Annotated in this window: 12 protein-coding genes; 1 reads left to right on the forward strand and 11 read right to left on the reverse strand. The window is 34.2% G+C overall.

The window, feature by feature from the left end:
* The first annotated feature begins 3 nt into the window (after positions 1-3).
* Positions 4-885 carry a diacylglycerol kinase family protein gene (locus tag Q5N74_RS11310; protein ID WP_304388918.1) on the forward strand — a complete coding sequence of 294 codons (882 nt, stop codon included), beginning with the start codon at positions 4-6 and terminating at the stop codon, positions 883-885.
* A gap of 5 nt (positions 886-890) precedes the next feature.
* Here the strand turns inward: Q5N74_RS11310 and Q5N74_RS11315 are convergent, their stop codons facing one another.
* From Q5N74_RS11315 to Q5N74_RS11365, 11 genes are all read right to left on the reverse strand, one after another.
* Positions 891-1,460: a phosphatase PAP2 family protein gene (locus Q5N74_RS11315; protein WP_304388919.1), complete on the reverse strand. Its 570-nt coding sequence runs from the start codon at positions 1,458-1,460 to the stop codon at positions 891-893.
* Between the two features lie 98 nt (positions 1,461-1,558).
* A complete protein-coding gene (locus Q5N74_RS11320) occupies positions 1,559-1,786 on the reverse strand; it encodes a hypothetical protein (RefSeq protein WP_304388920.1) in 228 nt (75 codons plus the stop codon).
* Positions 1,787-1,920: 134 nt separating this feature from the next.
* On the reverse strand, positions 1,921-3,300 hold the full coding sequence (locus Q5N74_RS11325) for an MATE family efflux transporter (protein ID WP_304388921.1): 1,380 nt from the start codon (positions 3,298-3,300) through the stop codon (positions 1,921-1,923).
* 252 nt (positions 3,301-3,552) lie between these two features.
* Positions 3,553-4,494, reverse strand: coding sequence for a nitronate monooxygenase family protein (locus Q5N74_RS11330; RefSeq protein WP_304388922.1), 942 nt, complete (start codon positions 4,492-4,494; stop codon positions 3,553-3,555).
* A complete protein-coding gene (locus tag Q5N74_RS11335) occupies positions 4,495-6,111 on the reverse strand; it encodes a S8 family serine peptidase (RefSeq protein ID WP_304388923.1) in 1,617 nt (538 codons plus the stop codon). It lies immediately after the preceding gene.
* A gap of 26 nt (positions 6,112-6,137) precedes the next feature.
* Positions 6,138-7,325 carry a tRNA 2-thiouridine(34) synthase MnmA gene (mnmA, locus tag Q5N74_RS11340; protein WP_304388924.1) on the reverse strand — a complete coding sequence of 396 codons (1,188 nt, stop codon included), beginning with the start codon at positions 7,323-7,325 and terminating at the stop codon, positions 6,138-6,140.
* Between the two features lie 114 nt (positions 7,326-7,439).
* On the reverse strand, positions 7,440-8,138 hold the full coding sequence (locus Q5N74_RS11345; protein WP_304388925.1) for a toxin-antitoxin system YwqK family antitoxin: 699 nt from the start codon (positions 8,136-8,138) through the stop codon (positions 7,440-7,442).
* A 122-nt stretch (positions 8,139-8,260) separates the two neighbouring features.
* Complete coding sequence (yidC, locus tag Q5N74_RS11350; protein ID WP_304388926.1) at positions 8,261-10,156, reverse strand: membrane protein insertase YidC; 1,896 nt, start codon at positions 10,154-10,156, stop codon at positions 8,261-8,263.
* 78 nt (positions 10,157-10,234) lie between these two features.
* Positions 10,235-11,875, reverse strand: a complete 1,641-nt coding sequence (locus Q5N74_RS11355; RefSeq protein ID WP_304388927.1) for a CTP synthase — start codon at positions 11,873-11,875, stop codon at positions 10,235-10,237.
* A gap of 243 nt (positions 11,876-12,118) precedes the next feature.
* Complete coding sequence (locus Q5N74_RS11360; protein WP_304388929.1) at positions 12,119-12,814, reverse strand: hypothetical protein; 696 nt, start codon at positions 12,812-12,814, stop codon at positions 12,119-12,121.
* Between the two features lies 1 nt (position 12,815).
* The gene (locus tag Q5N74_RS11365; protein WP_304388930.1) at positions 12,816-13,958 is read right to left on the reverse strand and encodes an AAA family ATPase; all 1,143 of its coding nucleotides are present in this window, start codon (positions 13,956-13,958) and stop codon (positions 12,816-12,818) included.
* Positions 13,959-14,012: the final 54 nt, after the last annotated feature.

The following is a 14,012-nucleotide window of genomic DNA, read 5'->3' on the forward strand; positions in this document are numbered from 1 at the left end:
TCAGTGACACACATACACTTTATTCTAAATCCTATTGCTGGAAAAGGTAATAACAATTTAGATCAAGCGCTTCTTAAAGCGTATTTTAACCAAACGGATTTTACGCTAATTGTAAAACCGACAAGTTATAAAAAGCATGCCATTCAATTAACCCAAGACTCCATAAATGAGAAAGCTCATATTATAGTGGCCTGTGGGGGTGATGGAACCATTAACGAAGTTGCTTCCTGCTTAATTAACACCAATGTTATTTTAGGCATCATTCCCATTGGTTCTGGAAATGGACTAGCGTCTAATTTAAACATTCCAAAAAATTTTAATAAGGCCTTGCAAATCATTAAAAACCAAGCGACAAAACGCATTGATGTGGGACAGCTTAACAACCATTACTTTTTCAGTAATACCGGTATTGGTTTTGATGCGCAAGTAATAAAACATTACGAAGCATCGAATGAAAGAACGTTGACTAGCTATATTAAGGCCACATTAAAATCCTTAAAAAAGGTGAAAAAATTATCTAAAGTTGAAACCAATATCAATGGTAAAACGATTAAACACAAGCCCTTTTTAATTTTTATATCAAACTCAAATCAAATGGGTTATAACGTAAGTTTAACTCCAAATGCCTCTTTGGAAGATGGTAAATTAGACATCCTTATCGTTAAAAAAATAGGTGCTTTTAAAATATTCTTATTTAGCATATTAATGCTAATAAAGCGTCATCATATTTTAAAAGAAGTTGATTGCTATCAAACAAAACAATTAAAAATAACACAAAAAGACAAACCAATATTTCAAACTCAAATTGATGGTGAATTTATAATGATAAAAAATAAAATCATTACTATTTCCATACTCGATAAAGCCTTAAAAGTAATCGCTTAAACTCATTAAACCGCTTTAAATCGCACTAAAAAATAGTTGGCTAATTTATAAAACAAGAAACCTCCAATAGCGCCAAAAGTTAACCCGCAAAAAATATCTAAAGGGTAATGCACCCCAACATAAATTCGGCTATAAGCCACAACAGCACTCCATAAAAGTAAAATAAATATTAAGTTTTTATAATACGGTCGCAGCATTAAACCTGCAAATACGGCCGCTGCCATAGAATTGGATGCGTGCCCAGAAAAGAATCCATACTTGCCACAACGTACTGCAATAAAACGTATGTGGTCTATTAAATTAGCTTCACCACAAGGGCGAGGTCTTTGAAAACCACGTTTAAACACATTCGTAATTTGGTCTGTAAACGTAATCATTAAAGCTACAAGCACTACAAAAATAAGTAAAGCTTTCAGTCCAAATTTCTTATACAAAAGAAAAAGTAAAATAGCGTACAAGGGTACAAAAGTCACTTCGTGTGTTATAACTAACCACAAACTATCCCAAGTTGGAGAACCTAAATTGTTTAAAAATAAAAATAGTTTGGTATCGTATTCTAAAAGTTGTTCTATCATTAATTATTATTTTGGCGTTCCCCTATCGGGTCAGGCTATCCGTTACAAGTCCTCGCTCGTACCTCGCTGTGGGCTTTCCACTGCTATCCTTAACGCAACTACTCTTCGTATTTTAATATTTCATTATCGTAAAACTCGGTTGCCAATTGCACCATGTTTTCGGTTTCGGCTAGTAATTCCTTTTCATCTTCATCATCAAAATCTTCAAACCATTCAATTTCATCATCTTCAAGATTAATTATAAATCTAGGAAATTCAGTATGAATCACATAAATCGCATTTGGATATTCGGTGTTATCACCTAGTATAAATTTTGGAAGGCTCATTTTAAGTTATATGTTATAAGTGACCCAAAAGGCCCTTTAGTTATTTAATTATTCAAAGTTATAATTTATTCGCTATTCAGCAAACTCGCTCTAGACTATCCGCTTCTTTTAAACTTTCAATACTTTAATTCACATTAAGCATTTTTAAGTCTGATCAGTTTTTTTGTTAAAAAGTTAAATCGAAAGTATAATAAAATAGCTGCAGTTGTTAAACCTGCAAGTAAGCCTAACCAAATACCAAAACTCCCATAAGCCTCCTCTTTACCTAGAAACCAACTTACAGGAAACCCAATAAGCCAATATGAGATAAAGGTGATAATGGTTGGTATTTTAACGTCTTGCAAACCACGTAAAGCACCTAAAAAGATAACTTGAATACTATCACTTATTTGAAAAATAGCAGCTGCAATTAGCAGTTTGGAAGCTATGGTAACTACTTCGGTATTATCTACAAAGTTCTTAGCGTCATCAAAATCGACATACAATTTGGGTAACTGGTTGTGTAATAAAAAGAACATGGTAGCAAAACCAAACGCTAAAATGATACCCAATAAAAAGATGGAAAAAGCAATACGACGTAAATCGACATATTTTTGCAGACCTTTTTGGTTCCCCACACGTATCATAGCGGCGACACTTAAACCAGTTGCCACCATAAAAGTCATAGAACTTAAGTTTAGTGCAATTTGGTTTGCTGCTTGCGGATTTTTACCCAGCAAGCCACTTAACCAAATAGCGGCGGTAAAAATACCAACTTCAAAAAACATTTGCATCGCACTCGGAGTTCCTAAATCCAGTAGTTTACGAATCATGAGTTTATCCAATACAAAAAATTTCAAGTTGGTTACATAGGCTTTCGATTTTCCTTTTAATTTCAGTAAAAGCCATAAATACCAGACCATAACAATTCTAGATACAAGGGTTCCGTATGCGGCACCTACAATGCCCATTTCAGGAAAACCAAACTTTCCAAATATTAGTAAATAGTTTAAAATCACATTTAAAACGTTGGCTATAATGGTGGCATACATAGGGAATCTCGTCATAGACAGGCCATCACTAAACTGTTTAAAACCTTGAAAAACAATTAAGGGTATTAATGAAATGGCAACCAAATTTAAATACGGAATAGCCAACTCTACAACCTCTACGGGTTGTTTCATTAAATACATAAGCGGCTTCGCTAAAAGTACAACTAGAAATAATGCAATACCTAGCATGGTGCACAAAAACAGCCCATGTTTGAAGGTCGATTTACCTTTTTCAAAGTCCTTTTCAGCATCGGCTTCTGCTATTAACGGGGTAATCGCTGTTGAAAATCCAATACCTATAGACATGGCTATAAACATAAAACTATTACCCAAGGATACAGCAGCAAGTTCTGCCGTTCCTAATTGGCCAACCATAACATTATCTACAAAACCAACAAAGGTATGACCTAGCATACCTAACATAACAGGCGCTGCTAATTGCCAATTATATGTAAACTCTTTGGTGTAATCTTTTAATTGCATGGTGCAAAAATAGGCTTTAGAATTAGTTTAGACTAACTAAAAAAAAATGATTTTTAGTCACAAATTAACAAATGTTAATAAGTAAGTTAAGTATTACTTTTATTTTACCCGAATATTTAGTAAGTTTGAAAACCTTAAAACTAAATAATAGCATGAAATATTGGAAACATTAGCTTTTGTTTTATAGGGATTTAAGATGAGTTAAGTTTCAGGACTTAAAAAGGAGGAAATTATTTTCCTCCTTTTTTTTTGTTATAAAGACCCGATTTGCCTTTTAGCATCTTCAAATTCTTGCAGCATGGTTTCTACAATGTTTGCTACTGGTTTAATGTCGTGTATAAGTCCGGCAATTTGCCCTATTTCAAGTTCGCCGTCCTCTAAATCACCTTCAAACATGCCTTTTTTAGCACGTGCTCTCCCTAATAATTCTTTTAACTGTTCACGTGTTGGTGCCAACTTGTAAAGTTCTTGAACCTCGTTATAAAATTTATTCTTGATTAAACGTACGGGTGCCAACTCTTTTAAAGTTAATTGCGTGTCACCTTCTTTAGTGTTTACAACGGTTTGTTTAAATGCGTCGTGTGCAGAACTTTCTGTACAAGCTACAAACCTACTTCCTACTTGAACGCCATCAGCTCCCAGAACCATAGCCGCCAACATACCACGTCCCGTGGCAATACCTCCTGCAGCTATTAAAGGAATGTTTATTTGTTCTTTAACCATAGGAATTAAAGTAAACGTGGTGGTTTCATCACGACCATTATGGCCTCCAGCCTCAAAACCTTCAGCAACAACGGCATCTACACCGGCCTCTTGCGCTTTTAACGCGAACTTCACGCTACTTACCACATGCACCACCGTTATACCGCGATCCTTTAACCAGGAAGTCCATGTTTTTGGATTTCCTGCGGAAGTAAAAACGATTTTCACCTCTTCTTCTACCAAAATATCCATAATTTCTTGAATATTTGGGTACAGCATCGGTACGTTTACCCCAAAAGGTTTATTCGTCGCTTTTTTACATTTTTGAATATGTTCTCGTAAAACTTCAGGATACATAGAACCCGCACCAATAAGTCCTAAAATACCTGAATTACTCGCTGCCGATGCCAATCGCCAACCACTAGTCCAGATCATACCTGCTTGAATAATGGGATGTTCTATTTGAAATAATTGGGTAATTCTGTTTGCCATTTATTGCTTGATAATTTTTATAGTTTTTGAGATATTTGCAGATTGCAACTGTACCACATACATACCTTTTGATAATGAAGACACTTCAATTTGATTATTGCTAGGAGTAACAAGAGTACTTAGCAAGTGCTTACCTAACATACTAAAAACGTTTACAGTCACCCCATTTTCATTGGAAGGCAACTTAAAATAAACAAGATCTTTTACTGGGTTTGGAAAAACGTTTATCTCTTGGTCGTTAAACTCACTCTCAACAGATAAAGCGGTATTTAAAGCCACCTGAAAATTGGGAATACCAAAACCTAAAAAATAATCGGGCGTGGTATATTGTGAAGCCGATTCGCGAATTAATTGCATTATTTCGGCATTTGTTTTATCTGGCAATGCTTGCCATAAACAAATAACGCTTCCAGCCATTATAGGCGAACTAAAAGAGGTTCCACTTGAAGTGGTAATAATATCTGCTTCTGTAATTACAGCACTAAATTGACCTTGTGCCATCACATCTGGTTTATGTGAAGGTTGTGCATTGCTACCTCGTGAACTAAACGCAGCATAAGTACCATCCGATTTCACGGCGCCAATACTTAATACCCCAGCAGCATCAGCAGGCGCACCTACAATTCCCCAACTGGCACTTCCTGAGTTTCCAGCAGAATTCACCAATAACATGCCTTTTTCAAAAGCAATATTAGCACCTTTAGTTATATAGGCGGTATTTCCATTCATATCAGCATTGGTGTAGCTGTAATTAACATTGTCATACGTAGTATAGCCCAACGATGTATTAATCACATCAACACCCAAACTATCGGCACGTTCGGCTGCTTCTACCCAATAGCTTTCTTCAACTGGGTTTTCAGAAGGCGCATCTTCCGTTATAAATAAATAATACGACGCATCTGGTGCGGTACCCACAAATTCATTTTCCATATAACCAGCAATGGTGCTTAACACTAAAGTTCCGTGGTTACTTGTGGTATTGGTATACACATCGACATCGCGCTCTACAAAATCGTAAGTCCCCAGAATATTATTGGCGTTTCTCAAGCGTTGAAAGCTTGTCATGGTATTCACATTAGGAAACCCGGCATCTATAACAGCCATAGTCATACCTGTTCCTGTATAATTAGCGACATGAAGTTGCTCCCCTTTTATCATCTGAATTTGGTTGGCAGCACTTCCGTAATTAAAAGTAGTTAAGGCTTCTTTGAATTTCGATTGTTGTTTTTGCTTCATGTTTTTAGTAACATTTAAGCTTCTATCTGCAAATTCAATATGATCTACAAATGTAAAAGTACTTTGTAAATTAGTTATATCTGTTTGGCTACCGCGTACATGTATTGCATTAAACCATTTCGATTTTGCAAATACACTAATACCGCTTGCTGCTTTAAGTTGTGAAATGTAAGTTTCGTTTACCGGAACATCACGCGCATCAATAACCACATTGTGTTTATTTTTTCTATCAATGGCTTTTTGAGTTAAAATAGAGATGGGATCTGCTATTTTAGTGGCGACATCTTGCTTGTCTTTAAAGTATACCCAAGCATCTTGCTGTGCAAATAGAATGACAGGAAAGCACAGCAATATTAAAAAAAGTAGATTTTTTTTCATTGCAAATAGATTTAAGTTACTGCAAGTTAAGCAATAACTCCCGAACCTACTAACTCATCGTCTAAATACCAAGCTACAAATTGCCCTTCAGTTATGGCTGATTGAAACCCTTCAAATTCTACGTATAAGCCACTATCAACTTTATGCAAGGTCGCATTTTCTAAAGCTTGTCTGTATCGAATTCGCGCTAGCACTTCCATAGTTTCACCCACTTCTAATGCTAAATCTTCACGTACCCAATGCAATTCTTCATTCGTAACAAACAAAGCTCTTTTATACAAGCCAGGGTGTTCTTTTCCTTGGCCCGTGTAAATAACATTGGTATCAACATCTGTATCAATTACAAATAAAGGTTCTATAGTACCTCCAACTGCCAAACCTTTACGCTGACCTTTGGTGAAATAATGTGCACCTTGATGTTTGCCTACAATTTTACCTTGATCGACTCTATAATCAATTTTACGTGATAGATATTGTAGTTTTTCTTCCTCGGAATTAAATTCGGGTGCTACTTCATTAAAAATAGCTTGTTCGCGTGGAATTTCAACAATAACGCCTTCTTTTGGCTTAAGTTGCTGTTGAAGAAAATCGGGTAACTTTACTTTACCAATAAAACAAAGTCCTTGCGAATCTTTCTTTTCAGCAGTTACCAAATCAAGTTCCATGGCTATTTCCCGTACCTGTGGTTTTGTTAATTCACCTATTGGGAATAACGATTTTGCTAATTGTTGTTGTGATAATTGACACAAAAAGTACGATTGATCCTTATTATCATCTTTACCAGCTAATAATTGATACACCTCTTCACCATCCTTTTCAATAGTTCCTTTTCTGCAATAATGCCCAGTAGCCACATAATCTGCCCCCAGTTCTAAGGCGATATTCATAAAAACATCGAACTTTATTTCTCTATTACAAAGTACATCAGGGTTAGGAGTGCGTCCTTTTTCATACTCATGAAACATATAATCTACGATACGCTCTTTGTACTGTTCGCTTAAATCGACTGTTTGAAAAGGAATTCCTAATTTCTCAGCAACCAGCATAGCATCATTACTATCATCTAACCAAGGACATTCGTTAGAAATAGTCACCGAATCATCATGCCAGTTTTTCATAAACAAACCAATCACTTCATAGCCTTGCTCCTTTAATAAATAGGCGGCAACGCTAGAATCTACACCACCCGAAAGTCCAATTATTACTCGTTTCATTTGTTTGTTCTCTTATTTTTTAAGTAACTCCTTATATTCTGCAAATTTAGGAATAAAAAAAGGTAACATAAAGATGCTACCATGTTTAAAATTTATAGCAGTAATAGGTTTTTCTTATTGCTTTTTAGTTTTTTTAGGCACGTAACTCAGATCTTTTTCTTCGGTTAATTTACCATCTTCATAATACTTCCAAACACCTTCTTTTTTACCGTTTTTATACCATCCTTCTGCAAGCATTTCTGCTTTAGGAGAATAGTATTTTGAATACCCATGCAGTTCCCCATTTACATAAATCAGTTCACTAAGCAAGATATTTTTTTCTGAGTACACCGTAGAAACACCATCCAGCTTACCATTTATATAGGTTTGCTTTTCGGCTATTTGCCCGTTAGGGTAATACACCGTACGCTCACCATGTAAATGCCCAGAATCGTTATAATGCTCCAAGGTTAACAACTTGCTATTCGTTTTTTGGTAGTATTTCCAAGCACCAATGTGTTTTTTACCATCCATTTGGCCTTCACTAACCACTTTCCCTGAAGAAGCGAAAAATTTCACATATGCTTTAGCATCCGTTTCATTAAACGCTTTAGTAGCTGTTAAAATGGCTTTCTTGTTATAGTTTTTATAAAACTTAAACATTCCAATTTCTTTACCATGCGAAAAGGCACCTTCGTATCTTAGAATGTTAGTACCCTCAAAGTTCTTTTTCCAAACCCCATGATACTTGCCATTAGCGTCTAGCTGATTGATTTCTTGTGCTGAAATAAAACCTCCTAGTACTAGAAATAAAATTGCAAAAGCTGTTTTCATCTGTCTATTTTGAATGTCTTTTAATGCTGAAATACTTCAGTGTTACTTAATTACTATTAACGAAACAATAAACACCAAATTGTATCTAAAAAAAAAGCTGCCAGTTACGGCAGCTTTAAAAATTATTTTTTACGCTTTTGCTGCGCTTGTTTTTGCTGTTCTGCCTGTTCCATCATGGTCTTCATTTTCTGTTGAAAACGACTCTCCTTTTTAGGTTTCTTCTTATTCTCTTGAATTTGAGCATGAATTTTATCCTCATCAAGAATGTAATTTTTAATTACTAAAATGATACCAATACTAATAAGATTGGAAATAAAGTAATATAAACTTAAGCCCGAAGCATAGTTATTAAAGAAAAACAACATCATAAGTGGTGAGAAATACATCATATACTTCATCATTTTAGCCATATCTGGCATACCCTCTTGTGTTGGTTGCGACGCCATTTGGTCTCCCGTTGTTAAACGCATGTAAAAGAAAATTGCTACAGACGCTAATATTGGGAACAAACTTACGTGATCGCCATAAAATGGAATGGTAAAAGGCAATTCTGCAATCGTATCATACGATGATAAATCTTTTACCCAAAGGAAGCTTTTTTGTCTTAAATCGAAAGCCGATGGAAAAAACTGGAACAAAGCATAAAATACGGGTAATTGCACCAATGCTGGTAAACAACCTGCCATAGGGCTTGCTCCTGCCTTATTTTGAAGCGCTAAAGTTTCTTGTTGCGCTTTCATTTTGTTGTCTTTATGCTTTTCACGAACCGCATCCAATTCTGGTTTTAGAATTTTCATTTTCGCTTGCGATAAAAACTGCTTGTATTGTACGAATGATAATAACAACTTAATTAAAATAGTCATGACAATAATGGCAATTCCGTAAGGCATTAAGTCTCCTAAAAATGCAAATAACGGAATGAAAAGGTAACGGTTAATCCAACCAAAAATACCCCAACCTAAAGGCACTACTTCATCTAAATTTCTATCGTATTTATTTAAAATTTTATAATCACTTGGTCCGTAATACCAGTCCATAGATTGATTAATCTCTCCACCAGCAAGTTCTAAAGGAAGTTTTGCTGAAAACGATTTGGTATAAACCGTATCGATATCTTCGTTTTGAACTAAGTTTCTAGATTCAAACGCTGCCGTTTTAAATGGTTTATCCGTTAGTAAAATAGAAGTAAAAAAGTGCTGTTTAAAGGCTACATAGGTTACATCTTCAGCTGTATCATCAGATAGTTCACTTTGACCTAAATAATCATCCTTTCCATCTTCATATTCAAAAACCACCTCTGTATATCTGTTTTCATATGAAATACTTTTAGCATGACGGTATGTTTTTAAATCCCAATCTAAATTTACAGGTTGAGAGCCATTAATAACATCGCTTAAGCCTTGTGAACGGATGGTAAAATCCATCATGTATTCACCTTCTTTCAACTCGTAACGGTACTCTAAAAACTTGCTTTCAGACACTTTTAGTTTCATAGAAACCACTGTCGTGTTACCGTTTTTAGTTACAGTAGGCTGAAAATATAAATCTTTAGTATTTAGAATTCTACTATCTGTAGTTCCGAAATTAATATTTAAAGAAGCATTCTTATCTTTAATAATATAGATAGGATTGTTTTTAAAATCAGTATGTTTTTTAAGTTTTACTTCTGAAAGATATCCCCCTTTATTATTGAATGTTAAAGCTAATAAATCGCTTTCTACTAGAGTTTCTTCTGTCGATGCCGTTGCTGCAGAATAAGCAAAAGCACCTAATTTGTTTTTTAAACCTACTAATTTAAGAGAATCTGTGGTACCAACTGCAAAATCTTCAGCAGTTGTTACTTTCGTATCTTCCTGTGCTTTAACTTTATTATCTGCTTCAACCTGTTCTTGTTTTGCTTTTTCTTGCGCTTCAAGTTCTTCTGGCGTTGGTTGATTTTGCCAAAGCATGTACATTAATATTCCGAAAATAAGTAAGAATCCTACAATCGAATTAACATCTAATTTTTTTTCTTCCATGTGTTATCTATATAAGACCTCACCAGTTTTATACCAGTGAGGTCTGCGTATTGTTTATAATCAAAAAACTGACCACTATTAACTTTGTGCCAATCTGACACTAGATTTCTTCTTTTTATAATTTAAAGCTGCCTTTACAAATGCCACAAATAAAGGGTGTGGGTTGGCAACAGTACTCTTATATTCTGGATGGTATTGTACCCCAATAAACCATGGGTGACTTGGAATTTCTACAATTTCTACCAATCCTGTTTTCGGGTTTAAACCTGTAGCAACTAAACCAGCAGCTTCCATTTGTTCCTTATAAACACTATTAAATTCATAACGGTGTCTGTGACGCTCTTTAATGCTTTCTGTTTTATAAATATCACGTACAACACTACCCATTTTTAAATCGCAATCCCAAGCACCTAAACGCATGGTACCACCTTTATCTGTAATGGTTTTTTGGTCTTCCATTAAACTTATTACAGGGTTGGTTGTTTCTGGGCTCATTTCAATAGAATCGGCATCTTTAAGTTTCAGCACGTTTCTAGCGAATTCTATAACAGCCATTTGCATCCCTAAACAGATACCAAAAAATGGTACATTGTTTTCACGTACAAACCTTACGGCATCAATTTTACCTTCAATACCACGCTCACCAAAACCTGGAGCTACCAAAACACCATCTAAATGTGCTAATTTAAGTTTGATATTGTCTTCATTCAAATATTCAGAATGAACAGATTCTATATTTACTTTCACTTCATTTTCTGCACCTGCATGAATAAACGCCTCTAAAATAGATTTGTATGAATCTTGCAACTCGACATACTTCCCAATTAAGCCAATAGTAATTTCGCTTTTAGGGTTTTTATGACGCGTTAAAAACTGGTTCCATCTAGTGATATCTGGAACAGAACTTTTTAAGCCTAGTTTTTTAAGTACGACCTTATCTAAACCTTCTTCCAACATTAAGTTTGGAACATCGTAAATGGTTGAAGCATCGATAGACTGTATCACCGCTTCTTCTCTAACATTACAGAATAAGGCTAATTTTTTACGTAAATCGTATGGTAAATCGTGCTCGGTTCTACACACCAAAATATCGGCTTGCACACCACTTTCCATTAACGTTTTAACACTGTGTTGTGTCGGTTTTGTTTTTAACTCGCCTGCAGCAGCTAAAAATGGCACTAAGGTTAAGTGAATAACAATACCGTTATCTTCACCCAAATCCCAACGCAATTGGCGTACAGCCTCTACGTATGGAAGTGATTCAATGTCACCAACAGTTCCTCCAATTTCAGTAATCACGATATCATAATCGCCCGATTTTCCTAAAATCTGGATACGTTCTTTAATCTCATCAGTAATATGAGGAACCACCTGAACCGTTTTACCTAAAAACTCACCACGACGCTCTTTTTGTATCACACTTTGGTAGATACGCCCCGTAGTTACGTTGTTTGCTTGACTGGTTGGCACATTTAAGAAACGTTCGTAATGGCCCAAATCTAAATCGGTTTCGGCACCATCTTCCGTAACATAACATTCGCCATGTTCGTACGGGTTTAGTGTACCTGGGTCGACGTTTATGTATGGATCTAATTTCTGAATGGTTACCCTGTAACCCTGTGCTTGCAATAGCTTAGCAAGTGATGCTGCTATGATGCCTTTTCCTAAGGAAGATGTAACCCCACCGGTTACAAAAATGTATTTTGCTGTAGTTGTCATGTTGCGCTTATAAACGCAGGCAAATTTACAAAATTTAAATAGTTATTCTTGAATAAGTTTTTAGTTATTTGAAATGAGTTTTCAACAAACTATTTGGTAGGAAAATTAATTTGTTTTTGGATGAAAAGTTTGGCTTTAAATGAATAATTTCATTTAAAGCCCGATATGATTGCATGAAATTAATTATTTTATAGAGTTACCAGTAATTTATAGAACAATCAAAATCTTATCAAAAACTCTTTTTTAGTTATCTCGAGTTATCTTATTCTTAATAGCAATGAAGATATTAAAGCAGTGAAATAAAGATTTTAAGTGCTCGCCTTTATCATTTGTTCTATTTATTAATTCTTTTAGATAATAATCTTTTAGAACCTCTCCAGGATTAGACTTTCTATATTTAATATTATATTCTTTAAGCATTTCTCTCAGATAAGACTCATGAAAATGGGCTATTCTTTTAAATCCAAAAGATTTTTCCATTTGTTCAGGATCATTAATCTCAACATTAAAAAACCTAGAATATAATTTAAACCTTTCTCCTTGAGGATTCCTTTTATAGACACTTCTATTTCCTAAAAACCAAGTTTCAACAGCCCTCGATTGCACTATAATTTCAAGTTTACAAGCATGATTAAGCTCTATTCCACTATTATTAATACTATCGATTACTTTCTGTTTTCTCTCCTCTACACTAATTTCATCAGCATCCAAAACAACAATCAAATAATCATATCTTTTTATTTTATTTATATCCTTTATTGCATTAACAACATGATTATAAATAGAGGGAATTCCCTGTCCACTAAACAAGTAATACGAATTCTTTGTTATATTTTCAAAATTATCTACTCTTGTTAATTCTGGAATAAAATATTGTATCCATCTAGGATACAACATCATTTCAGTTTGTTCGCCTTCGACAATAATATAAAGATTCATTTTATAAAGGTCGCTCTACTCCTGTCTTAAATGAAGGAAGGTTTATAAGGTTCATAAATGCATCATGATTTGAAGAACCTAATTTATAATCCTTTGCATCAAAGGTTTCTATTTTTCCTTGAGTCCTACTCACAATTTTCCAATACTCATAAGGAATTTTATTAATAATATATGGGTGATGACTTGTAACAATAAATTGAAGTCTATTATTTTCAAATATCAAATCTTCCGTTAATACATCAATGCAATTAACTCCAAGGCTATTCTCAAATTCATCAATAAGGACTAAAGTCCCTGCACTTAATAAAAACATTTCACTAATATGAACAAAAGTACGTATCATACCAGAAGACATTCTGTTTTCATAAATCCATTTATCCAAACCTCGTTCCTTAAATTGAAGTATAGGAACTTCTTTAAAAAAACTGTGTATGTTTTCATTTTTTAATGGTTCCATTTTAACTTTTTCGATATGTGGAAAAACATCAATATAACGATCTACAATTTCTTCGAAGTCTGATTTTTGATTTTCATATAAACACGCAAGCTTTTGATGAGTATCGAGTTGACTTTCTCTTATATCATCTAGTGTTTTATACTTGGATATATTCGATTTCAAGTCACTAAAAGGAAATCTATTAAATGCCCCTTCTTTTCTCGTATGGTCACGAAATACTATTTTTTTAAATCCATCATAAATAGATTTAATACTATCTTCTTCTTTGAATAAATTGATAATACTTTCATCAAAAGCTAGCTTAGGCATTTTCTTTTTTTGGAAAGTTATTTCAGTTGAATTTCTTTTAGCAACAACTTTACCATTAGTGGATATCGTTTCCGATTTTAATTTAGATTTAACTTCATCTTCTTCACTAAATGAAAACATTTCATCAATAGTACCTTCAATCGATTCAAACTCACCTTCCCACTTATAGGTATTCTTATCATCAATAAATTCGATAGACCATTTAACCCCATTTTTAGATTCACCAGATGCAATATCCTTTAAACTTAATATAGAGTTAAGAATCTGTGTTTTACCTGCCCCAGATATTCCAACTAATAAAGTAAGGTTATCAAAATCAATCGAGGATAATTCCCATTCTTGAATGTTATCAACGTATGTTAAATTCTTAATTTTCATAAAAAAACATTAGTTAACAACAAATATATGTTTTTAAAGTATTTAATTTTTGAC

It is taken from the genome of Mariniflexile sp. AS56 (genome assembly GCF_030552475.1).
Lineage (GTDB): Bacteria > Bacteroidota > Bacteroidia > Flavobacteriales > Flavobacteriaceae > Mariniflexile.

What these genes read in the sequence shown, in the direction of transcription:
- Q5N74_RS11315 (WP_304388919.1), bottom strand. Translation starts at nt 1,460, where the DNA reads ATGATAGAACAACTTTTAGAATACGATACCAAACTATTTTTATTTTTA.
- Q5N74_RS11320 (WP_304388920.1), bottom strand. Translation starts at nt 1,786, where the DNA reads ATGAGCCTTCCAAAATTTATACTAGGTGATAACACCGAATATCCAAAT.
- Q5N74_RS11325 (WP_304388921.1), bottom strand. Translation starts at nt 3,300, where the DNA reads ATGCAATTAAAAGATTACACCAAAGAGTTTACATATAATTGGCAATTA.
- Q5N74_RS11330 (WP_304388922.1), bottom strand. Translation starts at nt 4,494, where the DNA reads ATGGCAAACAGAATTACCCAATTATTTCAAATAGAACATCCCATTATT.
- Q5N74_RS11335 (WP_304388923.1), bottom strand. Translation starts at nt 6,111, where the DNA reads ATGAAAAAAAATCTACTTTTTTTAATATTGCTGTGCTTTCCTGTCATT.
- mnmA (WP_304388924.1), bottom strand. Translation starts at nt 7,325, where the DNA reads ATGAAACGAGTAATAATTGGACTTTCGGGTGGTGTAGATTCTAGCGTT.
- Q5N74_RS11345 (WP_304388925.1), bottom strand. Translation starts at nt 8,138, where the DNA reads ATGAAAACAGCTTTTGCAATTTTATTTCTAGTACTAGGAGGTTTTATT.
- yidC (WP_304388926.1), bottom strand. Translation starts at nt 10,156, where the DNA reads ATGGAAGAAAAAAAATTAGATGTTAATTCGATTGTAGGATTCTTACTT.
- Q5N74_RS11355 (WP_304388927.1), bottom strand. Translation starts at nt 11,875, where the DNA reads ATGACAACTACAGCAAAATACATTTTTGTAACCGGTGGGGTTACATCT.
- Q5N74_RS11360 (WP_304388929.1), bottom strand. Translation starts at nt 12,814, where the DNA reads ATGAATCTTTATATTATTGTCGAAGGCGAACAAACTGAAATGATGTTG.
- Q5N74_RS11365 (WP_304388930.1), bottom strand. Translation starts at nt 13,958, where the DNA reads ATGAAAATTAAGAATTTAACATACGTTGATAACATTCAAGAATGGGAA.